General features: G+C 36.1%; 20 protein-coding genes. 11 read left to right on the top strand and 9 right to left on the bottom strand.

Features of this window, described 5'->3' with window-relative positions:
- Positions 1–59: 59 nt before the first annotated feature.
- The gene (locus tag RM520_RS02270; RefSeq protein WP_311384086.1) at positions 60–653 is read left to right on the top strand and encodes a hypothetical protein; all 594 of its coding nucleotides are present in this window, start codon (positions 60–62) and stop codon (positions 651–653) included.
- Positions 654–655: 2 nt separating this feature from the next.
- Here RM520_RS02270 and RM520_RS02265 read toward each other — a convergent pair whose 3' ends face one another.
- The 3 genes from RM520_RS02265 to RM520_RS02255 all read right to left on the bottom strand — a co-directional run bounded on the left by RM520_RS02265 (position 656) and on the right by RM520_RS02255 (position 1,976).
- Positions 656–832, bottom strand: coding sequence for a hypothetical protein (locus RM520_RS02265; RefSeq protein ID WP_311384085.1), 177 nt, complete (start codon positions 830–832; stop codon positions 656–658).
- Between the two features lie 112 nt (positions 833–944).
- Positions 945–1,172, bottom strand: coding sequence for a CDGSH iron-sulfur domain-containing protein (locus RM520_RS02260; protein ID WP_311386824.1), 228 nt, complete (start codon positions 1,170–1,172; stop codon positions 945–947).
- Between the two features lie 48 nt (positions 1,173–1,220).
- Positions 1,221–1,976 (bottom strand): sulfite exporter TauE/SafE family protein, encoded by a 756-nt coding sequence (locus RM520_RS02255; protein WP_311386823.1) that lies wholly within the window; start codon positions 1,974–1,976, stop codon positions 1,221–1,223.
- A gap of 193 nt (positions 1,977–2,169) precedes the next feature.
- Between RM520_RS02255 and RM520_RS02250 the strand changes: the two genes are divergently transcribed.
- Both RM520_RS02250 and RM520_RS02245 read left to right on the top strand, forming a co-directional pair.
- The gene (locus RM520_RS02250) at positions 2,170–3,981 is read left to right on the top strand and encodes a sodium:solute symporter family protein (RefSeq protein ID WP_311386822.1); all 1,812 of its coding nucleotides are present in this window, start codon (positions 2,170–2,172) and stop codon (positions 3,979–3,981) included.
- 10 nt (positions 3,982–3,991) lie between these two features.
- Positions 3,992–5,077 carry an acyltransferase family protein gene (locus RM520_RS02245; protein WP_311386821.1) on the top strand — a complete coding sequence of 362 codons (1,086 nt, stop codon included), beginning with the start codon at positions 3,992–3,994 and terminating at the stop codon, positions 5,075–5,077.
- Positions 5,078–5,103: 26 nt separating this feature from the next.
- Here the strand turns inward: RM520_RS02245 and RM520_RS02240 are convergent, their stop codons facing one another.
- On the bottom strand, positions 5,104–5,694 hold the full coding sequence (locus RM520_RS02240) for a riboflavin synthase (RefSeq protein WP_311384080.1): 591 nt from the start codon (positions 5,692–5,694) through the stop codon (positions 5,104–5,106).
- Between the two features lie 49 nt (positions 5,695–5,743).
- Here RM520_RS02240 and pdxA point away from each other — a divergent pair, with 49 nt between their 5' ends.
- The 8 genes from pdxA to RM520_RS02200 all read left to right on the top strand — a co-directional run bounded on the left by pdxA (position 5,744) and on the right by RM520_RS02200 (position 13,720).
- Positions 5,744–6,805 (top strand): 4-hydroxythreonine-4-phosphate dehydrogenase PdxA, encoded by a 1,062-nt coding sequence (gene pdxA, locus RM520_RS02235; protein WP_311384079.1) that lies wholly within the window; start codon positions 5,744–5,746, stop codon positions 6,803–6,805.
- 97 nt (positions 6,806–6,902) lie between these two features.
- Positions 6,903–7,436 (top strand): YceD family protein, encoded by a 534-nt coding sequence (locus RM520_RS02230; protein WP_311384078.1) that lies wholly within the window; start codon positions 6,903–6,905, stop codon positions 7,434–7,436.
- Between the two features lie 6 nt (positions 7,437–7,442).
- Positions 7,443–7,643 (top strand): 50S ribosomal protein L32, encoded by a 201-nt coding sequence (gene rpmF, locus RM520_RS02225; RefSeq protein WP_311384077.1) that lies wholly within the window; start codon positions 7,443–7,445, stop codon positions 7,641–7,643.
- Positions 7,644–7,816: 173 nt separating this feature from the next.
- Positions 7,817–8,812: a beta-ketoacyl-ACP synthase III gene (locus tag RM520_RS02220; RefSeq protein ID WP_311384076.1), complete on the top strand. Its 996-nt coding sequence runs from the start codon at positions 7,817–7,819 to the stop codon at positions 8,810–8,812.
- A 21-nt stretch (positions 8,813–8,833) separates the two neighbouring features.
- A complete protein-coding gene (gene accB / locus RM520_RS02215; RefSeq protein ID WP_311384075.1) occupies positions 8,834–9,319 on the top strand; it encodes an acetyl-CoA carboxylase biotin carboxyl carrier protein in 486 nt (161 codons plus the stop codon).
- Between the two features lie 92 nt (positions 9,320–9,411).
- Positions 9,412–10,764 carry an acetyl-CoA carboxylase biotin carboxylase subunit gene (accC, locus tag RM520_RS02210; protein WP_311384074.1) on the top strand — a complete coding sequence of 451 codons (1,353 nt, stop codon included), beginning with the start codon at positions 9,412–9,414 and terminating at the stop codon, positions 10,762–10,764.
- 32 nt (positions 10,765–10,796) lie between these two features.
- Positions 10,797–11,909: an NAD(P)/FAD-dependent oxidoreductase gene (locus RM520_RS02205; RefSeq protein ID WP_311384073.1), complete on the top strand. Its 1,113-nt coding sequence runs from the start codon at positions 10,797–10,799 to the stop codon at positions 11,907–11,909.
- A 134-nt stretch (positions 11,910–12,043) separates the two neighbouring features.
- The gene (locus RM520_RS02200; RefSeq protein ID WP_311386820.1) at positions 12,044–13,720 is read left to right on the top strand and encodes an amidase; all 1,677 of its coding nucleotides are present in this window, start codon (positions 12,044–12,046) and stop codon (positions 13,718–13,720) included.
- Between the two features lie 11 nt (positions 13,721–13,731).
- Here RM520_RS02200 and RM520_RS02195 read toward each other — a convergent pair whose 3' ends face one another.
- The 5 genes from RM520_RS02195 to RM520_RS02175 are packed head-to-tail and all read right to left on the bottom strand — an operon-like array spanning position 13,732 to position 24,043.
- Entirely contained in the window at positions 13,732–14,397 is a 666-nt protein-coding gene (locus tag RM520_RS02195) for an ABC transporter ATP-binding protein (RefSeq protein ID WP_311384071.1), read from the bottom strand.
- A gap of 13 nt (positions 14,398–14,410) precedes the next feature.
- The gene (locus RM520_RS02190) at positions 14,411–16,843 is read right to left on the bottom strand and encodes an ABC transporter permease (RefSeq protein ID WP_311386819.1); all 2,433 of its coding nucleotides are present in this window, start codon (positions 16,841–16,843) and stop codon (positions 14,411–14,413) included.
- 25 nt (positions 16,844–16,868) lie between these two features.
- Positions 16,869–19,253, bottom strand: coding sequence for an ABC transporter permease (locus tag RM520_RS02185; protein WP_311386818.1), 2,385 nt, complete (start codon positions 19,251–19,253; stop codon positions 16,869–16,871).
- 25 nt (positions 19,254–19,278) lie between these two features.
- Entirely contained in the window at positions 19,279–21,657 is a 2,379-nt protein-coding gene (locus tag RM520_RS02180) for an ABC transporter permease (protein WP_311386817.1), read from the bottom strand.
- Positions 21,658–21,682: 25 nt separating this feature from the next.
- Entirely contained in the window at positions 21,683–24,043 is a 2,361-nt protein-coding gene (locus tag RM520_RS02175) for an ABC transporter permease (RefSeq protein WP_311386816.1), read from the bottom strand.
- Positions 24,044–24,101 lie beyond the last annotated feature (58 nt).

Below are 24,101 nucleotides of genomic sequence, written 5' to 3'. Positions count from 1 at the left end.
CTCATTTTCACTTTGATGATTTGTCAATTGTGTTTAGTTTGATAGGAAATCAACTAAGTATGAAGACTATCCTATTCACTTTTCAACTTTTCGTCATTTTTAAATTGACCGCAGTAAGTCCAAACGTCTCTAAACATTTAGATTATAATAGTATAAGACAAATCACTGATTGTATTTTGCCAACAGAGGTTGGCATACATGACCTCAAAGACGGAGTTATTATAGATGCCTATGATTTTTTTGATGGAGATGAAAAAGCTTTAAGTTTACTTGGGTTTTTTAATGTTGATATAAAAAAACAAGAAAGAATTACAGTAATTGAATACTTGCAAAAAGGCTCTTTAGATTGCGACGGTAAAGTAAAAAAGTATGGTATTGGAGCGCGACTCATGATGAGGGTTACTAGTCATAAAAAAAAGGCAAGACTGGATACTCCTCAACAGATTACCGCTAGCGTAATTTTTGGAAAGGCCACCGTTAAATTCAGCATGCACACTTTTGGAATTACAGGACCAGGAGTCGCTAATTTAAATCGAGTTGGTTCTATAACCGAAAACACGTATTCGAGCTTTATTTCAGGGATTTCAGATTTATTGGCAGAAGCTTATGAAGGGAGTAATCAATATATCATACGCCCCCAATTGTTAGAATAGGCTTAAAGTTTGGCCAAGCTATTGTCTAAATCAGGTAAAGTGTTTAAAACAGCTTCAGTTACTTCTTCTTGAATTTCAAGAGCATATGCGTCATAGGCTACAAAACCAATCAACAACACACTGATGGTCAAACAAATGGTTAAAATTCTAGCTGAGAGTAATTTTTCTGAAGTTTTCATGGCGGTTGGTTGGATTGGCTGAGTGTAAGTTAACACTTTTAACACAAATTAACAAACCCTTAACAATTTCAATTTTCAGCTAACCAACACATTACAAAAAAAGTTTAGTCCGCTACTTATGAGAGCCATCGCAGTAAGGAGGATTACTTGTCCGCTTGCAAGTACATAAATAAGCCTCTTTATTTTCTTCAACACTAAACCCCATTGATGGAGTAGCATTGTGGGCTCTATGAGAGCCATCACAAAATGGCTGATTATTACTATGGCTGCAAGTACACCAGGCGTAGCGTTTATCTTTTTCTAAAGCGACTTGTATTGGACTATAACTTTTCTTTTCCATAAGTTTAAAATCAATTTTATTAAAAATAAGAAAATACAAACGTGGAATCTATCTAAATAAAATGGCGATTGCTCCAATTATGGTCACGGCGATAATGAAACGGCGGTATTGTTTCTCGTTAATCATTTTAACTAATTTAACCCCGAAAAAGAGTCCGATAAAAATGGCAGGAAGCAACTTTAAATTGACTACTAATGTTTCGGTGGATATGGTTTTCCAAACAAAAAGGTGAAATGGCAGTTTAAAAAGATTAGTGATTAAAAACAACCAAGCAGCGGTGCCTACAAACTCGTTTTTTGGTAATCGTATGGCTAAAAAGAAAAGATTTGTAAAGGCCCCAGCCAGATTACCTACCATAGTTGAAATACCTGCAACAACTCCAGTACTGCTGGCGAACGTCCAATGTGTCGGCACCTTTTTAGACTTTCGTCTATCCCAATAAACAATAATTGTCAGGCTAATTAAAATGAGCGCTACCATCGCTATTTTAAATTGATGCTCGGGTAAATCTTTACCAACAATTACACCAATTAAAATACCAATAATCATCCATGGAAGCAGTTTTATAATATAATTCCATTTAGTATGACGGTTATAATAAATAACAGCAAAAAGGTCTCCTACTAGTAAGAGCGGTATAATAAAACCAGTAGACTGTTTTGCTCCAAAAGCTAAGGCCATGAGGGTAACATTAAAAATAGAAAGCCCTTTTAACCCTGCTTTTGAAATACCCATTAAAAAAGCAGCAGTACATGCAAAGACCCAACCTACTGAAGATACTTCAGCAAAATCAATTGTAGACATTATGATGAAATGATAGGGCTAAAAGTAAAGGATAATAGTAGAAGCGAATAATTATAAGATGAAATTTAGACAAGATGTAGAATAGAATTCTATTGAAAATTGTCAAATAGTGCTAGAATTATGGCATAATGATGCTCTAAAAAGTACTGGTTATAAAAAAATTATATCTTTAAAAATCAACCAATAACCAACTATGGAACTCAGCACGCTCGATTACAGCTTTATAATTGTATTCTTTTCTCTTGTATTAGGAATCGGAATTTATGTTTCAAAAAAATCAGGTAAGAACTCTTCGGAGTTTTTCCTTTCTGGCAGAACCATGCCCTGGTGGCTCCTTGGTTTGTCAATGGTGGCGACTACATTTTCAACGGACACCCCTAATTTAGTTACGGATATTGTTAGAACTTCTGGGGTATCTGGAAATTGGGTTTGGTGGTGTTTTTTACTAACAGGCATGTTAACCGTTTTTGTTTATGCCAAGCTTTGGCGCAAGTCTAATGTTAAAACAGACCTTGAATTTTATGAAATGCGCTATGGGGGTAAACCCGCCAGTTTCTTAAGAAAATTCAGATCAATTTACTTAGGCGCTCTTTTCAATATTATCACTATGGCCTCTGTGACCTTAGCCGCTATAAAAATTGGAGGAATAATGCTAGGCTTAGAGCCTTGGGAGACTGTGGTTGGAGCTGGTTTAATTACGGTTGTTTTTAGCGCATTAGGTGGCTTTAAGGGAGTTGTTTATACTGATTTTCTGTTATTTTTTGTTGCCATGGCAGGGGCAATAGGAGCCGCCTTTTATTTAGTTAACATACCTGAAGTTGGTGGAATTGAAGCTTTAATTGCACATGAAAATGTTGCTGACAAACTGAATATACTTCCTGATTTTGATAATACAAGTGTTTTAGTCACCATGTTTATAATACCGATTGCGGTGCAGTGGTGGAGTTCTTGGTATCCTGGAGCTGAGCCTGGTGGTGGAGGCTATATTGCGCAACGAATGTTAGCGGCTAAAGATGAAAACCACGCCATTGGAGCAACATTCTTCTTTAATATTATGCATTATGCCTTGCGACCTTGGCCCTGGATTTTAGTTGCACTAGCATCTTTGGTGGTATACCCAGACATTGCTAGTATAGCAGAAGCTTTTCCTGATGTGGCTGACAATAAATTAGGACATGATTTGGCGTATTCAGCGATGCTTACAAAATTACCAAGTGGGTTGCTTGGGGTTGTTTTGGCTTCACTAGTTGCAGCTTATATGAGTACTATTTCTACACAGCTTAATTGGGGATCCTCGTATATCGTTTTTGATTTTTATAAGCAACAGATTAAGCCTGACGCTACAGAAAAAGAAATGGTCGCTGTGGGCAGAATTTCTACGGTTGTTTTAATGTTATTGAGCGCCTTATTAGCTCTCACCCTACAAAATGCTTTTGAGGTATTCGACTTGTTAGTGACTTTTGGAGCAGGGACCGGACTGGTTTTTATTTTGAGATGGTTTTGGTGGCGCATCAATGCTTGGAGTGAAATCACTGCAATGTTCGTTTCTGGTATTATTTCAATTCTATTGGTAAAAACAAACTTAGGAGAAATCTTATTTAATCCTACAACTGGCTTATTACCTGAATGGGCAAATTATCCTTTTGTGGTAGTTGTTACGACAGCTATTTGGGTGGCAGTTACCTTAATGACTAAACCTGAATCAGACGCAACTTTGCAATCATTTTATAAAAAAATACAACCAGGTGGGCCAGGATGGGCAAAAGTCGTTGCAAATGCTACTAAGGACAATATCGAAATTGTAAACACGAAAGAAAAATGGAGTGTGCCTTCTGGAATAACTGCGATGCTTTTAGGAGTTACTCTGGTTTATTCAGCAATGTTCGCCACCGGGTATTGGATTTATGGGGAAACTACTTCTGCATTAATTGGAACTGGTATAGCCTTGGTCTCTGGCTTGTCTCTGATGAAGGTTTGGAAAGGTATGAAAGAACATATATTATAAATACTACGATATGAAAGACAGGATTCAATCAGTTGATATATTTAGAGGGGCGACCATTGTTTTAATGATCTTGGTGAACACACCAGGCACATGGTCTAATGTTTTTCCACCTTTATTACATGCGAAATGGCACGGGTACACACCAACAGATTTGGTGTTTCCTTTCTTTTTGTTCATTGTCGGAACTTCTATTGTTTTTGCTTATCAATACAAGCAAACAAATAGTGGCACCTATAAAAAAATAAGTATTCGCGCACTAAAGTTGATAGGATTGGGGCTGTTTTTGGGCGCTTTCACAATTAGTTTTCCATTCTTTAAAGAGTTTGCAAACATTCGATTTCCAGGGGTATTGCAGCGTATTGGTCTAGTTTTCTTTTTTGCGTCACTATTATTTTTGAATTTTAAATGGAAAACCTTAATTGGTATCACGGTTGGTTTTCTAGTAGGTTATTGGTTGTTAATGACGCTAATACCTGTAAACGGAATTGAATCAACTTTGGATAGAGCTCCTAATAATCTAGCTAATTGGTTAGATGTTCAGATTTTTGGTTCACATAATTACAAAACTGATTATGACCCTGAAGGCTTTTTAAGCACAATCCCATCTATTGCAAGTTCATTATTAGGAATATTCACCGGGCTTATTCTTTTATCTAAGCAAAAAAAGAAGGCTACTATTTTATTTGGCTTAGGTGGAGCATTGCTATTAATTGGTCATCTATGGGATTTAATTTTCCCGATTAACAAGGCTCTTTGGACAAGTAGTTTTGTTATGGTTACGGCTGGTTGGGCCAATATTATTCTTGCCCTAATCTATTATTTAACGGATATTAAGAAGATTAAGTTTGGTAGTATTTTCAGATATGCCGGGGCTAATGCCATCGTAGTTTATTTTCTTTCGAGCTTCATTAGTAAAATCATGGGTCAGATTAGAATTGGCGACACCTCATTACATGGATGGTTATTTCAAAATATTTATGTGCAAGACTTTATGTCAATGGAAACGTCTTCTTTACTTTATGGGCTAAGTGTTGTAGCCTTCTATTGTCTTTTGGCATATGTCCTGTACAAAAGAAAGATTTTTATTAAAGTTTAAGAATAGACACGGGTTTAGAGAAAAATTTAAGAATGAGACTGCAGTAGTTTAGCCACATACTTACCAATCACATCAAACTCTAAATTCACTTTTGTTCCTACTTTGTAGGTGTTAAAACGCGTGTGTTCGAAGGTATAAGGGATAATAGCAACACTAAAACTGTCTCGTTCTGAATCTACCACGGTTAAACTTGTTCCATCAATGGTAATTGATCCTTTTTCAATGGTGACATTATTTAGCTCGGCATCATATTGAAAGCTAAAAAACCAGCTACCGTCTTTCTCTTCAATCTTTGTACAAAATGCAGTTTGGTCCACATGACCCTGCACTAAATGCCCATCTAATCGCGTTCCCAAAAGCATAGCGCGTTCAAGATTAACACGATCATTTAATAGGAGCTCACCAATACTTGTTTTGTCTAGCGTTTCTTGAATAGCAGTTACTGTATAATTGTTGCCATCTATAGCAATTACCGTTAAACATACTCCATTATGAGCGACACTTTGGTCTATTTTAAGCTCTTGTGTTATAGCCGATGATATTGTAATATGAAGGTTACCACCATCTTTTTCAAGATTTGAAACGGTACCTAATGTCTCAATGATGCCTGTAAACATGTCTCTTTCAATTTAACTAGCTTTGTAATGTAAAAATAGGTATTCAAATATGGATTCTAAGTCAGAAGGAAAGAAAATAAAGTTAGGAATTTCGATAGGAGATTTAAATGGAATAGGTTGTGAGGTAGCTTTAAAGACTTTTGAAGATCAAAGAATGCTGGACTTTTGCACACCAGTAATCTTCGCTTCGAATAAAACGGTATCTACTCAGAAGCAGCAACTTGGTTTAAACCTCAATTTTCATGGAGTTCACGAATTAAAAAAGGTATTAGACGGCAAAATTAATGTGGTGAATATTTGGAAAGAATCTCCTAGAATAGAGTTCGGAAAAGCTACGCCAGAAGGAGGCAAGCATGCCATTAAATCGTTAAGAGCAGCGGTTGAATCTTTAAAAAAGGGAGAGATTGATGTATTAGTAACGGCTCCCATTAATAAAAATAATATTCAAGCAGAAGATTTTAAGTTTCCAGGTCATACTGATTTCCTTGCTCAAGAATTAGAAGGAGAGAGCCTAATGTTTATGGTTACGGATACGCTTCGAGTTGGCTTGCTAACGGATCATATCGCGGTTAAAGATGTAGCTCAAGCTATAACAACTAAACTCATTAAAGACAAGGTAAAAACGATGTTAAAATCTTTGAAAATGGATTTTGGTATTCGCAAACCTAAGATTGCTCTTTTAGGCATTAATCCCCATAGTGGAGACAACGGTACTATTGGTCAAGAAGATGAAAAAATATTAAAACCCGCAATACAAGAACTTTTTGACAAAGGAGATTTGGTTTACGGGCCTTATTCTGCGGATAGTTTTTTTGGCTCTAATTCGCATCAAAATTTTGATGCTATTTTAGCTGCTTATCATGATCAAGGTTTAATTCCGTTTAAAACCCTTTCTTTCGGAAAAGGGGTAAATTTTACTGCAGGATTAAATGGGATAAGAACATCTCCTGACCACGGAACAGCCTATGAAATCGCAGGACAGGGCAAAGCAGATGAAAGTTCTTTTAAAGAGGCTGTTTTTAGCGCTATCAAGGTATTTAAAAACAGAACTGAATTCTTAGAATTAACAAAAAACCCCTTGAAACGACAAAACCCAAGGAAATCAGCATAATGCTCTTCCTTTATTTTTGACAAAAGATTGGGTTTTTACAAATAAATACTATCTTTGCACCCGCCTTAACGGCTGGTACACAAACTATACGAGTTACATGATGAAGTTGAAGGAGTTTTTTATTCCTTTTTCAGGACTGAAATTAGGAAAGCATAAGTTTGAGTATAAGATTGAAAATAAGTTCTTTGAATCTTTTGATTATCAAGAGTTTAACGCTACTTTAATTGATGTTGAAGTTGAGTTAAATAAGACTAGCACCATGATGGAACTTGACTTCAAGGCTAAGGGATCAGTCAATGTTGATTGCGATTTAACAAGAGAGCCTTATGACCAAGTTATTTTGTCAGATTTGCAGTTGGTTGTAAAGTTTGGTGAAGAATATAACGATGAGAATGATGAAATTTTAATTATTCCTCATGGTGAGTACCAATTGTATATTGCTCAATACGTGTATGAAATGTTGGTTTTAGCTGTCCCTCATAAAAGAGTGCATCCCGGTGTACTTGATGGAACGTTGCAATCTGAAGCCTTAGACAAACTTGAAGAGTTGGAATTAAAAGAAACAAAAGAAGAAAATAACAATATAGATCCCAGATGGGATGGATTAAAAAAATTATTAACGGATAAATAGGTAACAATGGCACATCCTAAAAGAAAAATATCGAAAACCAGAAGAGATAAAAGACGTACGCATTACAAAGCTGTTGCGCCAACTATCGCAAAGGATTCTACAACAGGTGAAATGCACTTGTATCACAGAGCTCACTGGCATGAAGGTAAATTATATTACAGAGGTCAAGTTCTTGTTGACGCATCTGAAGAAGAGACTGCTGCATAGTTTCTTTTTAAAAATCAAAGTATTGACTCCCGCTTCTTCGTAATCGGGAGTTTTTTTATGAATTTGATTTTTTTTCAAAAAAGCGATTTTTCAGCAAAAAGTCGTAGAAAATGACTATTTTTCGATGATTTTTAGTCATTTTTCAATCTTTTTGACCAAAAACGGACAAACGCATGAATAAAAAAACAGCAGCAATTACAGCTGTCGGAGGTTATGTGCCTGACTTCATTTTGACCAATCAACTGTTGGAAACTATGGTTGAAACCAATGATGAATGGATAACTAGTAGGACTGGAATAAAAGAACGAAGAATTTTAAAAGAAGAAGGGCAAGGCACTTCTTATTTGGCGATAAAGGCTGCTGAAGATCTTATTACGAAGAAGAATCTTAATGTAGAGGAAATTGATTTGGTTTTAGTAGCAACTGCTACACCAGATATGCTGGTAGCTTCAACCGCTGCCTATGTTGCATCTGAAATTGGTGCAGTTAATGCTTTTTCATATGATTTACAGGCGGCATGTTCAAGTTTTTTGTTCGGGATGTCTACCGCAGCTAGTTATATAGAATCAGAGCGCTATAAAAAAGTACTGTTAATCGGCGCGGACAAAATGTCGTCAATTATTGACTATACCGATAGGGCTACCTGTATCATTTTCGGAGATGGTGCAGGAGCGGCTTTGTTTGAACCCAACAATGAAGGTTTCGGACTTCAAGATGAGTATTTACGTTCTGATGGAATTGGTAGAAATTTTCTAAAAATGGATGCAGGTGGTTCTATTTTACCTGCTACAGAAGATACCGTGAAAAACAATCAACATTATGTTTATCAGGATGGGAAGTCTGTTTTTAAATTTGCCGTTTCAAATATGGCTGATGTTTCTGGTAAGATAATGGAACGTAATAAGCTTTCTCATGATGATGTACATTGGTTGGTGCCTCACCAAGCCAATAAACGCATTATAGATGCAACAGCAAGACGCATGGGGGTTGAAGATTCTAAGGTAATGATGAACATACATCGTTATGGGAATACGACATCAGCGACATTACCTTTGTTATTATACGATTACGAGAAACAACTGAAAAAAGGAGATAATTTGGTGTTTGCTGCTTTTGGTGGCGGATTCACTTGGGGTTCTATTTATTTGAAATGGGCCTATAACTCATAAGAACTAACTAAATCAAAATCAATGGATATTAAAGAAATTCAAAGCTTGATAAAATTTGTGGCCAAGTCTGGCGCAAGTGAAGTGAAGTTGGAAATGGAAGATATTAAAATTACCATTAGAACAGGTGATTCTTCTACTGCTCCAGAAACCACTATTGTTCAGCAAATTCCAATGGCACAAGCACCTATGGCTGCTGCTCCTGCTCCAGTGGCTGCCGAAGCACCTGCTTCACCGGCTGCTCCAGCTCCAGCTGAAGATGATTCAAAATACATTACTATCAAGTCTCCAATCATTGGTACTTTTTATAGAAAACCTTCTCCTGACAAACCTTCTTTTGTTGAGGTAGGACAAGACATTAATAAAGGAGATGTTCTATGTGTTATTGAAGCCATGAAGCTTTTCAATGATATTGAATCTGAAGTATCTGGTAAAATTGTTAAAATTTTAGTAGATGATTCTTCTCCGGTTGAATTTGACCAACCATTGTTCTTGGTTGACCCATCTTAAATTAGAAGTTTAGAAGTTTAAAGTTTTAACGTTTAAATCATTTGTGTTTAAACCAATAAACTGCTAAACCATAAACTCTTAAACTGAAAAGCATGTTTAAAAAAATATTAATTGCAAATAGAGGTGAAATTGCACTACGTGTTATACGAACGTGCAAAGAAATGGGCATTAAAACTGTGGCCGTATACTCTAAGGCCGATGAAGAAAGTTTGCATGTTCGTTTTGCAGATGAGGCTGTATGTATAGGTCCAGCACCAAGTAGCGAATCTTATTTAAAGATTCCTAATATTATTGCTGCCGCTGAAATAACAAATGCTGATGCTATTCACCCTGGTTACGGCTTCTTGTCTGAGAATTCTAAGTTCTCTAAAATCTGTGCAGAACATAAGATTAAGTTTATTGGTGCTTCCGGCGATCAAATAGACAGAATGGGGGATAAGGCAACAGCAAAAGAAACCATGAAAAAAGCAGGCGTTCCTTGTGTACCTGGTTCAGATGGTTTGTTGAAAAATGTAGCTGATGCTAAAAAGACAGCCAAAAAAATGGGCTATCCGGTAATGATTAAAGCAACCGCCGGAGGTGGTGGTAAGGGCATGCGAGCGGTTTGGAGCGAAGACCAAATGGAAGAATTGTATGATAGTGCAGTTCAAGAGGCTTCGGCTGCATTTGGTAACGGCGCCATGTACATGGAGAAGCTTATCGAAGAGCCACGTCATATAGAAATTCAAATTGTTGGTGATCAATATGGCAAAGCGTGCCACCTTTCAGAGCGCGATTGTTCTGTTCAAAGAAGGCATCAAAAACTAACCGAAGAAACCCCTTCGCCTTTTATGACTGATAAGTTAAGGGATGATATGGGTAAAGCCGCAGTAAAAGCTGCAGAGTATATTAAATATGAAGGTGCTGGTACCGTAGAATTTTTGGTTGATAAACACCGAAATTTCTATTTCATGGAAATGAATACACGTATTCAAGTTGAGCACCCGATAACGGAACAAGTAGTAGATTATGATTTGATTCGCGAGCAGATATTGGTTGCGGGAGGAGTGCCTATTTCTGGGAAAAATTACTTCCCAAAATTACATTCTATTGAGTGCAGAATAAATGCGGAAGATCCTTACAACAACTTTAGACCATCACCAGGAAAAATTACAACCTTACATACTCCAGGTGGACATGGTATTCGATTAGATACTCATGTCTATGGAGGATATATAATTCCACCAAACTATGACTCTATGGTAGCTAAGTTGATAACAACCGCACAAACCCGTGAAGAGGCCATAAATAAAATGAGGCGTGCTTTAGATGAATTTGTTATTGAAGGTGTTAAAACCACAATACCGTTTCATAGACAATTGATGGATAGCCCCGATTATTTGGCTGGTAATTATACTACCAAGTTTATGGAAGACTTTCAAATGGATGAAAAATACGACTACTAATATAAACCCCGATTAATCGGGGTTTTTTGGCTATGGAATTAAGTTATTGGGAAAATAAATCATGGTTAACCAATGTAGATTTTACTGTTGTTGGCAGTGGAATTGTTGGTTTAAATTGTGCTTTACACCTTAAGATTCGTTTTCCAAAAGCTAAAATTCTAATTCTTGAGAAAGGTATTCTTCCTCAGGGAGCAAGCACAAAAAACGCTGGTTTTGCTTGTTTTGGAAGTATCTCTGAGATTTTATCAGATTTAAAGTCACATACAGAACAAGAAGTCATTCAATTAGCACAGCAGCGCTTTACTGGCATTCAATTGTTACGAAACACTTTAGGAGATAAGAATATTGGTTATGAAAATCTTGGAGGTCATGAACTCTTTCTAAACAAAGACCTTCATCTTTTTGAAAAATGTCAATCATCCATCTCCCATATTAATAAACTTCTAAAACCTGTATTTAAAAAATCTGTTTTTCAAATTACATCGAACACTTATGGCTTTAACAAGGTCAACCAAGACATAATCACACATACTGAAGAAGGTCAAATTGATACAGGTTGTATGATGACCTCGTTGCTTTCACTTGTTCAAAAAAAGGGAGTTTCAATTTTGAACTCATTACAAGTAGAAGAGTTTGAAGAGAAAATCGATAGTGTAGTTGTAAAAACAGCAGACTTTGAGTTTCACACCAAAAAGCTGCTAATTGCAACTAATGGTTTTGCTTCAAAATTGCTAAAGGAACAAGTGGAACCTGCAAGAGCACAAGTACTGATTACAAAACCCGTAAAAAATTTGAAAATTAAGGGAACTTTTCATTTTGATGAGGGTTTCTACTATTTCAGAAATATTGATAATCGTATTCTCTTTGGTGGTGGAAGAAATCTTGATTTTCAATCAGAGAAAACTGATGACTTTGGTCAAACAGAGATTGTTCAAACATCGTTAGAACGTCTTCTTCATCAAATGATTTTACCTAATATCGATTTTGAAATAGATTACGGATGGAGCGGGATTATGGGTGTTGGTCAACAAAAGAAACCAATCGTAAAACAGTTGTCAAACAACGTCCTTTGTGGAGTACGTTTGGGTGGAATGGGTATTGCTATAGGAAGCTCAGTAGGCAAGCAATTGGCTGACTTACTTTAAATTTTTTTTTGTTTTATCGAGGTAGTAAATGTGTCTTACCCTTTCCCTTTTTACCTATCTTCATGAGATAATTTATTGATAAATAGAAACCATTCAAAACCATAAATGGAATTCTTTTTAAAAAATCAACAGATATGAACCAACCAGCAAAAAGAAGATATCAGCTATTATTCTTTAGTCTTTTAAGTTTCTTTATTATTTCATCTTGTTCGAGCTCTAAAACTGAATTTTCAAAAAAAGATGTAAAGAGATCTCAGAAGCTGGTAGGATTAGATTTTGATAAAAAATATATTGACACCTTGTATCCTTATCTTAAACGAAATAAGGAAGGATTTGATTCGCTTCGCAAATACACATTAGATATTAATGTAATTCCAGCAGTTAGGTTCGACCCATTACCTTCAAATTTTAAACCAAAGGTACAAACCGGTTTTCCAGAATGGAAAATTCCTAATGCAGTTGAACTCCCCAAAAATCATGGGGACCTTGCTTTTTACACTATACCTCAACTAGCATCTCTTATTAAAAACAAAAAAATTAGTTCTCGTGAATTGACAGAGTTTTTTATCGCTCGAATAAAAAAATACAATCCGGTTTTGGAATGTACTATTACCATTACAGAAGAAATGGCCTTGAAGCAAGCAAAAATTCTAGATGATGAACTAGCAGCCGGAAACTATCGTGGGATTTTACATGGTATACCTTACGGAGTAAAAGACTTAATGGCTGTTGAAGGTTACAAGACCACATGGGGTGCAGAACCCTATAAAGACCAACAAATTGAAATGAATGCAACGGTGGTTCAAAAGCTACAAGATGCTGGTGGTGTTTTAATAGCCAAACTAGTTTCTGGGTCTTTAGCCCGAGGTGATGTATGGTTTGGTGGAAAGACAAAAAACCCCTGGGATATTAAACAAGGTGCGTCAGGCTCATCTGCAGGATCAGGCTCCGCAACCTCAGCAGGTTTGGTGCCTTATGCACTAGGAACAGAAACATTAGGCTCTATTACTTCCCCTAGTAATAGAAACGGAATTACCGGTTTACGTCCAACTTACGGAAGAGTCAGTAGACATGGCGTTATGAGTTTAAGCTGGTCTATGGATAAAGTGGGCCCGATGGCTAGAAGTGCTGAAGATTGCGCCATAGTATATAGTATCATCGCAGGCAAGGATCCAAAAGATGTAATGACAACTGATTACCCGGACGGATTTGAACCTAACAAGGATTATAAATCGTTGCGTATAGCTTACTTAAAAAAAGATATTGAGAAAGACACTTCACTTAGCAAGAATAACCTTGAAAAGGCCTTGAAGACATTTAGAGATTTGGGCCTAAGACTAGATGAAGTTGAGTTACCTAAAGAAGTTCCTTATACTAGTTTTGATGTTATTTTAAGAGCAGAAGCTGGGGCTTTTTTTGATGATTTAGTTCGTTCAAAAGAAGTGGATAAGATGGTAGAACAAACACAACGTTCAAGAGCAAACTCATTACGTCAAGCGCGCTTTATACCTGCTGTAGAGTACATTCAAGCTAATAGACAAAGACAGGTACTTATAGAGAAAATGCAAGCCATCATGAAGGATTATGATGTACTTATCTCTCCAACTTTCGGTAATAAGCAATTAATTATTACTAATTTAACTGGTCACCCGGTAATTGCTATACCAACTGGCTTAGATAAAGAAAAACACCCTACAAGTATGACTTTAGTAGGTAATTTATACGATGAAGCTAGTATTTTATTATTAGCAAAAGCTTTTCAAGACAGCACCGATTTTGATGAAATGCACCCTGAAGGATATACTGATTAGCAATTCATAAACTATACTTTTCGACCATCCAATAAATTGATTATTCGTGATCCATAGGCGGCGTTATTTTCTGAATGGGTTACTTGAATTATGGTAACTCCATCTTCTTGGTTTAGTTTTTTAAAGAGCTCCATGATTTCCTCACTTTGTTGACTGTTTAGATTACCAGTTGGTTCATCTGCCAAAATTAATTTTGGGTTAGCAATAAGCGCCCTAGCTACACCAACCAATTGCTGCTGTCCACCGCTTAACTGCGCAGGAAATAGGTCTTTTTTGCCAACAATATTGAATCGGTCAAGCATATCGGCAACCATGGCTTTACGTTCACTTCCTTTGTACTTTTTATAAAGTAAGGGCATTTCAAGATTTTCTTGCACGGTCAATTCATCTAATAAATGATAAGATTGGAACACGAACCCGATGTACTCTTTGTAGAGATTAGAGCGGTGCTTTTCTTTGAGTGTATGAACAGATTCGTGTAAAAAATTGTATTCTCCCTCGTCAAAAGTATCGAGCATACCAATAACATTCAATAAGGTCGATTTTCCAGAACCAGAAGGCCCCATTACAGAAATAAATTCTCCTTCTTCAACCTCCAGATTGATATCTTTTAATAAAAAAATGCGTTGTCCACCTGAGTTGACCCACTTGAAAATGTTGTTGAGTTGTAATAGCATAGTATTATTTAATTTATTCTACTTGTAATGATTTTACAGGACTTGCAATAGCTGCTTTTATACTTTGATAACCAACGGTAAGGATTGCAATTGTTATTGTTAATAATCCTGCGAATGCCAACATCCACCAATTGATTTCTATTCTATATGAAAAATCTTGTAACCATTGTTCCATTGCATACCACCCAATTGGTAAAGAAATCAGGATTGAAATTCCAACTAATTTTAGAAAATCTAAGGTAAGGCGGTATGATATTTGCCCAACACTTGCTCCTAATACTTTTCTGACACCAATCTCTTTAGTTCTCTTTTCTGCATTAAACGCAGCTAGACCAAATAACCCTAAACATGCAATGAACAAGGATAGAATAGTAAATACCATAAAGATACGTCCAAGGCGCTGTTCTGCTTGATAGGTGTCATTGAAGGATTCTTCCATAAAATTATAAATCAAAGGCTGTTCAGGAATATTCTTATTCCAAACTTCTTCAATTGCAGTTAATGTAGAAGAAAAAGCTCCTCCACTTATTTTGACGGCCATATTTCCAGTTGAGGTTCCTAATCTTAAACCAAGCGCGCCAATATCATCTCGTAAGGTTTCAAAATGAAAGTTGTCTACAACACCGATTATGGTGAAATATTCTCCATTTTCGTCTCCCAAATCACTTGAAACTCTTAAACCAAGCGCCTCTTCAGTACTTACTCCCAATAGAGAGACCGCGGTTTCATTTATGATTATGGCTGTGGAATCGGTCATTCGCTCTTGGCTAAAATTACGACCAGCCTTAAGCGTAATATCTAAAGTTTCTAAATAATCATAGTCAACAAGCCATCGCTGCATGTTAACCGCATCTTCTTGGTTAGTAAAGCCTTCTCTAAAATAAGTATAATCAGACCTTGATGAGGGTGTGGGCAAAAAACTGCTTATTGAAGTGTTCTTTACTTGGGCTATTTTTTTCACCTCTTGTTTAATTGTCTCACCTTTTGTTCCAGCCCCATAGAAATCCTGTACGATTAAAACTTGATCTTTTGAAAAACCTAATTCCTTATTTTGGATATATTCCAGTTGGTTGAATACAACGAGTGTACCTACGATTAAGAAGACTGAGATCGCAAATTGAAAAATGACTAGGGAATTTCGAATATTACCCCCACCAACACTCGATTTACCTATTCCTTTAAGAACTTTAACTGGTATAAAACGCGACATAAAAAAAGCTGGGTACCATCCTGAAAACAAGCTTAATAAAATAGTTGCAAAAAGAACAATGAGCCAAAACACAGGATTCAGAAAAGGGAGGCTAATTTCAGTACCTGCTAGGTCATTAAAAAAAGGCATTACCACCACGGCTATTCCGATAGCAACTAAAAGTGAAATAAATGATAATAGACTAGATTCGGTTAAGAACTGCTTAACCAAACCGGCCTTATTTGAACCAAGGGTTTTCCGAATACCTACTTCTTTTGCTCTCTTCAAAGATTGGGCGGTTGATAGATTCATGAAATTAACACTTGCCAATAGGATTAAGAATAGACCGATAAAAGAAAGAATATAAATGTTCTGTATCGATCCGTTAGCACTTAATTCAAATTGAGCGTCTGAGTATAAATGTATATCGGTCAACGGAATCGAATAATAATTCACATAATTACCGCTTGCAATAAAGTTTTTTTCTGTAATTCCAGGATAAATTTGTTGAACCCAAGGAATTAAGTAATCTCCAACAATTTCTTGAAGGGGCGCTTGAAAATCTTCAACACTTGCGCTTGGAATCAATTTAATAAAGGTGAAGTAATTATGACTCCCCCATTCGCTTTCTTGGGCATCTTCATAACCTGACATTGCCATAAAAACACTATGCTCACGCAACAACGAGTTCTTGGGAAAATCATCAATTACACCTGTAACTACATAATTATTGGTATTATCAAGAAGTAATTCTTGACCAACTGCATTATTGACTCCAAAATGCTTTTCTGCTGCGGTTTTTGTTAGGATTAAAGTATTAGGTTCTTTTAAGGCAGTTTTAGGATCCCCCACCAATAAGTCAAGACCAAACATATCAAAGAAATTTGCATCTGCATAGGCAGTATTTATTTCCTTGATATTATTGTTTGTGGTACTTTTTCTTATAAGAACGCTCCCAAGGTTTCTAATTCTAGTGGCGATTTCAACTTGCGAAAAATCGTTTTCTAATACGGCTGCCATTGGGGCAGCAGTTTCACCAGATATGGTTTCATCACCACCAAATTTTATATCAGCATTTATCCTATGAATGCGATCAGCATCAGCAAACATTTTGTCATGACTTAACTCATTATAGATATATAAAGAGATGAGTAATACCCCTGCCATGCCGGTGGCTAGTCCGAAAATATTTAAAAAAGTAAAAAAGGGTTGTCGCCTTAAACTTCTCCAAGCAACTTTAATATGATTTTTAAACATGATTGTTCGTTTTTTGATTGATGATTTATTCTGTGCGCAAACTTTTTACTGGATTAGCAACTGCTGATTTTATTGCTTGGAGACCAAGGGTGAATGCTGTAATAAGAAGGGCGACAATCCCAGCCAAACCAAACATCCACCATTGAATTGATATACTATAAGCAAAACTGCCCAACCAAGCGTTCATAACATACCAAGCAATAGGGAAAGCTATAACGGCGGCGATTCCCACTAGAATGATATAGTCTTTTGACAATAGAATCACAATTTTTGTTACTCCAGCCCCCAGCACTTTTCGAATACCAATTTCTTTAACCTTTCTTTTGGCCATAAATGATATTAAACCAAACATACCTAAGCATGAAATAAATATGGTTAAAATGGCGGTAACATTGACAGATTTTAAGATGCCTTCAATCAGTTGATATTGAGCACTCACCTTATCGGCTAATCGTGATTGCTCGTATGCCCTTCTAGACGAAATTATATTAAAGACAGCTGTGATTTTGGCCGCTACTTGCTTTTCTTGACCATCAACGACACTAACAGATAAGAATCGATGCCTATCGAGGGCACTTTTATCACGATAAATATGTACTAAAGGTTCAACAGCATTCTGCATATCTTGGTAATGAAAGTCTTTAACCACTCCAACAATTGGGGAGCCTGAACCTTCATCGAATTTATATTTTAAACGTTTACCTTCAATAGTATTCCACCCAAAAGCTCTCATTGTGGCCTCGTTTATAATCACTGGTCGTTCTTCATTATTATCCAGATTTCTTTCAAAATTTCTACCCATTATAATAGGAATTTCGAGCGTTTTTAAATAACTATCGTCGGCATAAGACCTTCTAATTCGTACATCTTTATCTCGAGACGCATCGTAATATGTGGTGTAATTAAAATAATATTCTGATGGAATTGATTCGCTAGTTGCTACGTTTTTTACATACGGATTTGCTTCCAGGTCATTTATAAGTGCATTGAATTTTGACGTAGCAGCGTCAAGATTTTTATAGTCTAAATCAATATTACCTACTAAAATATTATTTCGTTCAAATCCTAAATCAGCATTCTTCATAAAACCAATTTGTTGGTTTAAGATAATGGCAATGCTGATGAATAAGATGGCAATTGTAAATTGTAAAATAATAAATGAGTTTCTCAGAATGAAATTGCTTTTTAATTGGTCTATTTTCCCTTTGATACCTATAGATACGGGTATTTTTATAAATCGAAGTGTTGGGAGTATACCTACCATTAAAGTTGCTAAAATTCCCACTCCAACAATCCCAATAACTACTGGGTAATCTTTAAAAAGGTCAAAAGAAATAGTGCCGAACTCAGGGCCAAATGTGTCGTTCAATCTTGGTAAATTAACCAGTAGAAAAAGAATAGAAGAAATAACCAGGGATATAAAAACAAGAATTCCATTTTCAACGCAAAATTGAATGATAATGCTTTTTTTATTGCTTCCTAGAACTTTACGCACGGCAATATCTTTGGTGCGTTTAAACATTGTTGATGTGTTGAGGTTTAATAGATTTACCAGAATGATTAGTAAAACAAACAATGACGCGGCTATAGAACCTCCAATAATTGTGTCAACAACTGGAATAATATCTGTACGCATTTCGGCGTATGGCATTACATCCATTCCAGCAATTAGAGATGGGTCAGTATAATTTTCTTTAACCAGTTGTTCAATTCGACTTTTAAGTGCGGTTACATCGGTATCTGGGCGAAGCTTAAAATAAACAGGAGAAAAACTATTTGCCCAATTAGTTTGAGCTTTAAAAGTAGGATTATCTTTTAATAAGGTATTTGGTAAAACCACACCTAATCGAAAAGAAGAATAGGGACTAATTGGTTCGAGAACACCAGAAACTTTTAAATTTAAAGTGTCAGCTCCTATTATAGTTTTGCCAATAGGGTTTTCATCACCAAACATCTGTTGACTTACTTTATTGGTAAGAACGATAGAATATTTTTCTTTTAAAGCGGTTTCTTTATTTCCGTATTTTAAAGGGAGGTTAAATACTTTAAAGAAATCAGCATCAGCATAATCTGTGCGGTTTTGAAACTCTTTTTCGCCGTTTTCTAACCAAATATTACCCCAACCATGCAAATGTGTTCCCGCAAGCACTTCGGGTGAAGTACCAACCACTTTCTCCATTAGTGGATAAGGCACCTCTCTATACGAATTACCATCTTTAAGTTGTGTTTTTAAATACACAATATCATCTTTTTCGGGGATGCTACTATCGGCTGTATAATATGCATATACCGAGAACAATAGGGTCAACACACTTGAGACACCAATGCTTAAGCCAACAAGATTTAACAAGGAAAGTGTTTTGTTTTTCCAAAGATTACGAAGCGATATTTTAATATGATTTTTAATCATGGATGTTCGTTTTTTGATTGATGATTTATTCTGTGCGCAAACTTTTTACCGGATTTACCATTGCTGCTTTTACAGCCTGAAAGCTTACTGTAAACAAAGCGATACTAATGGCCACCACTCCAGCAATTACAAATACCCATAAATCAATGGTGATTTTATAGGCAAAACTTTCCAACCATTTATTCATAAACCACCATGCGAAAGGAATGGCAATAAAAAGGGCAATCAGTACCAGACGCATAAAATCTTTTGAAAGCAATCGAACAATGCCTGATACACTAGATCCCAATACCTTTCTTACGCCAATTTCTTTTTTGCGTTGTTCTGCGGTATAAGCTGCCAAACCAAATAGACCCAAACAAGAGATAATAATGGCCAATGCTGCAAAAATCTTGGCCAGATCGCCTACAAGCGCCTCATTCTTAAATTTTGAATTGAACAAATCATTTTCAAATTGGTATTCAAATGGGAATGTAGGATTGTACTTTTTAAGTACGTTTTGCACCACGGTCAAGGCATCCACCGATGACACATTTGCTTTTAGGTTCACATACATGGTGTTCGCATTGTCCGAATAATTATAAAAAATAACCGGTCCTGTATTGTTATTACCGTATACGTCTCCATACACATAATCGTTTACTATACCTACTACATTATAGTTGATATCCTCGTCCGTAATAGTTTTTCCGATAGCACTATCTTCTCCCATCAATTTAGCAAAAGATTGGGTTATTATAACATTGGTACTGTCTATCATAGCATCGTTGTTGAAGCTACGACCTTCAAGTAAATTTAATCCTACCGTACTAAAAAAGTTTGGACTAACAAACCTATATCTTACTAATACATTCTTGCTATTCTGACCCCCTTGCCATCGATATCCTTGCCCATTAAAACCCCCTGTTAGCATGTTTGCATTGGTCAGCGCCACATTATCTATTAGACCTGATGCTATCATTTCTTCTTTAATGGGTTTAAATTTCTCAATCATATTGCCGCTTACAGGTAGATTTAGTAATGTTCCTTTACTATAACCTACATCCCGAGTGCTTGCATGTTCTATCTGTTGATAGATGATTGTACTGCAAATGATGAACATGATGGAAACCGCAAATTGAGCAACCACTAAACCTTTACGAATTATTGTTGTGTGTCCTAGGTTTTTGCCTGTACCTTTAAGTACCTCTGCAGGTCTAAAAGAGGATAAGTACAGGGCGGGATACCAGCCTGCTAAAAGACCGGAAATCAACGTAATGCCCAAAAGAAAAAGAACATGAGTAGGGTCAACCAATTTAAGCGCTATCTGCTTTTCTACTAGAGTATTGAAGTACGGGAGTAATAGCACTACAAGAACAACACTTAATATCGCCGACATAACGGCTAAAATCATAGACTCCGTTAAAAACTGACCTATCAATCTTTTTTTACTAGACCCCAATACTTTTCGCACACCAACTTCATTGGCCCTCTTACCACTTCTCGCCGTAGAGAGGTTCATGAAATTGATACAGGCAATTACGAGAATAATCAAAGCGATGAAGGCCAGCGACCTTACCAAAGTAATCTTGCCACCAACAATTTTCCCTTCTTTAAACTCGGAACGTAGGTGCCAATCCTTAATGGAATGTAAAAATGCCTCATTTGGAACTTCCGTTTCATATTCTATTTTGGAAGCTATCATTTTCCTGACCTTGCTATCTACTGTTTTAAAGTCGGTATTTGGAGTAAGTTCTACGAAAGTATCAGCAAAATTTCCACCATATCGTTCGGCCCAAGCCATATTTTCTTGTCCCAATTGGAAACGCTGAAAGGGTATAAGCCAATCAAATTTATAGGTAATCGTACTTGGCAAATCTTGAATGATACCGGTTACGGTAAAGGAAAACTCACTATTCAATTGTAGTACTTTATTCAAGACGTTTTTATCGGTGCCGAAAAGCGCTATTGCGGTTTTCTGTGTCAACACAATTCCGTCAGGGGTTGAAAGCGCTTTGTCCTTTTCTCCTTCCAAAAATTCTAAACTGAACATATCGAGAAAATCAGGTTGCACGTACCTTCCAAATCTGTTTATTCCCGTTTCCCCGTTTGTGAGCAACATCTTTTCCCCAAATGTTGCGGCAGATTTTGCAATTCCAGGTACTTCTTCTTTTAAATCTTTGGCAAGCGGTCCAGGGGTAACGTTATAAGTATATACTTCTCCTTCAAAAGTTTGGTTGGTGGGCACGTAATAAAGTAAGTCTTGATTTGGAAAAACACCGTCATAATTAACTTCATCTTCTACCCAGAGTAAAATCAAACAGGCACAGGTAAGGCCTATGGCTAGCCCGAAGATGTTCAGCGCGCTAAATTTTTTGTTCTTCCAAAGGCTTCTAAATGCGATTTTGAAATAATTTTTAAACATGATTGTTCGTTTTTTGATTGATGATTTATTCTGTGCGCAAACTTTTTACTGGATTAGATCTGGCAGCCTTAATGGCTTGATAACTAACTGTAATAAAGGCAATGGCCAATGCCAAAACCCCTGCTATAACAAACATCCACCATGAGAGATTGATTTTGTAAGCAAAGTCTTGTAACCATTGGTTCATAGTATACCAAGAAATCGGAATTGCGATAAGCATTGAGGCTAAAACCAGTTTTAAAAAATCAATGGATAAAAGTTTAGTTATTCCAGTTGCTGAAGCACCCAATACTTTCCGAATACCAATTTCCTTAATTCTATTTTGCGCCATATAACTTGCTAAACCAAATAGACCTAAACAAGAAATTAAAATGGTTAGAATTGTAAATAAGCTTGCTAATTTTTCTGTTCGTTGCTCATCAGCAAATTTTTGTGCGTAATCTTCATCAACAAACTCATAATTAAAAGGATAATTTGGGTTGTACTTTTTAAATATAGCTTCAGTAGATTTTAAGTTATCAAACGTACTATTTTGTGAATCAAGTTTAATATGTATTAAATTAAACCAAGCTCTTGCACCTTCAATAACCATAGGACTTATTTTTTGGAATGGTGAATTGAAAACAAAATCTTCGACAACTCCTATAACATGCCAATCAGTACCATTATCTTTTATGGTTTGTCCAAGGGGTTCTTCAAACCCCATAAGTTTAACAGCAGATTTGTTGAGGATTATTGCCGTGGAATCGGTTGGATATTTATCTAATTCAAAATCCCGCCCTTCAACTAGCTGTAAACCCATAGTTCTGATGATAGCATCATCCGCCACTAATCTATGGACTAAGGTTTTGTTGTCGTCACTTTTACCTTTCCATTGAATATCCCAACTATTACTCCAACTTTCGGTGATTGGCGAATTAGTTTTTGAAATTGAAGTGGCAATACCGCCTTCTAATAATTCGGATTTAATGGAAGCATAATTTTTTTCCACATCACCTTCCATTTGAATGTAAACTAGGTTTTCTTTATTATAACCGAGTTTACGATTTTGAACTGTACTAATTTGTTCTTTTACAACAATAGTCGCTGTAATTAGAACAATAGCAACAGAGAATTGAACAATGACCAAAACTTTTCTTGGTGTAATTAAAGTATTTACTTTATTAAAAGTGCCTTTTAAAACAGATGAAGGTTTGAATGCAGATAAATACAGTGCTGGATAGCTGCCTGCCAATAATCCAGTAATTAGAATTGCACCAAAAACTAATCCCCAAAACCAGGGACTTTTCCAATTAATGCTAAGATTTTCATTTATAAGTTCTGAAAAGGAAGGCAGGGCAATAACAACAATAATCAAAGCCAATACTGCTGCTATAAAAGAAATTAAAACTGATTCTCCTAAAAATTGAAAAATCAACGCATTTTGACGTGCACCGACTACTTTACGAACACCGACTTCTTTGGCTCTTTTTTCACTTCGAGCTGTGCTAAGGTTCATGAAATTTATGCAGGCGATAACTAACACTATTAGTGCGATAATACCAAATAAGCGAATGATGTCAATAAGTCCGCCGATTTCTTGACCGTTCTCAAATTCAGAATATAGGTGAGACCTCGTATATGGGTACAAAAAAGTCGCCATTTCAGGCGCTTCTTTATCATAAGATTCACGTAGTGATTTTATTTTTTCTGAGAAAATATCATAGTTAGTTCCTTTTTGAAGTAAGACATATGTTGCAATAGAATTATTGCTCCAATTTTTATCATCATAACCTTTTTGCTTTAAATAGGACCAGGGCATGAGATACTCGAAATTAAACTCTGTGTTAACAGGGAGGTTTTTCAACACTCCCGTAACTTTAAAACTATCGGTATTGTCAACGGTTATGACCTGACCCAGAGCTGATTCATCTCCGAACATTTTATTTGCAAAATCTTCAGTAATTACTAAGGAATTTACATCTTCGAAAACGGTTTCTATATCTCCTTCTTTAAGCGGAAAGCTGAAGATTTTCAAAAAATTGGGATCTACAATTGTACCATTAGCCTTTATTTTTTTCTCGTCCTTTGAAAACAAGAATATATTTTCGTAGAAATACCTAGAAACATGCTCAACTTCGGGATAGTCCTTTTTGATGACCGAAGCCATAACCTTTGGGGTTGAGTTCCATGTCCAAATTTCCCCATCTACTTCGTATTTATTGTAAACTTCGTAAATCCGGTCTTTTTTGTCATGAAATTGGTTAAAACCTAGTTCAAAATTGACCCATAACAATATCAAACCCGTCACTGCTAAACCAATTGATAGACCAACAATGTTTAGGAAAGAAAAACCCTTGTTTCGTATTAAGTTGCGCCAGGCTATTTTGAAATAATTTTTAAACATGAAATTGAGTTTGTTAAAATATTAATGGCTCACATTAATATAAAATCGATTTTCATGC

Source organism: Croceitalea vernalis, from assembly GCF_031846405.1.
Classification (GTDB): domain Bacteria; phylum Bacteroidota; class Bacteroidia; order Flavobacteriales; family Flavobacteriaceae; genus Croceitalea; species Croceitalea vernalis.
The sequence above is the reverse complement of the archived record's forward strand: the minus strand, read 5'-3'. Positions and strand labels throughout refer to the sequence as shown.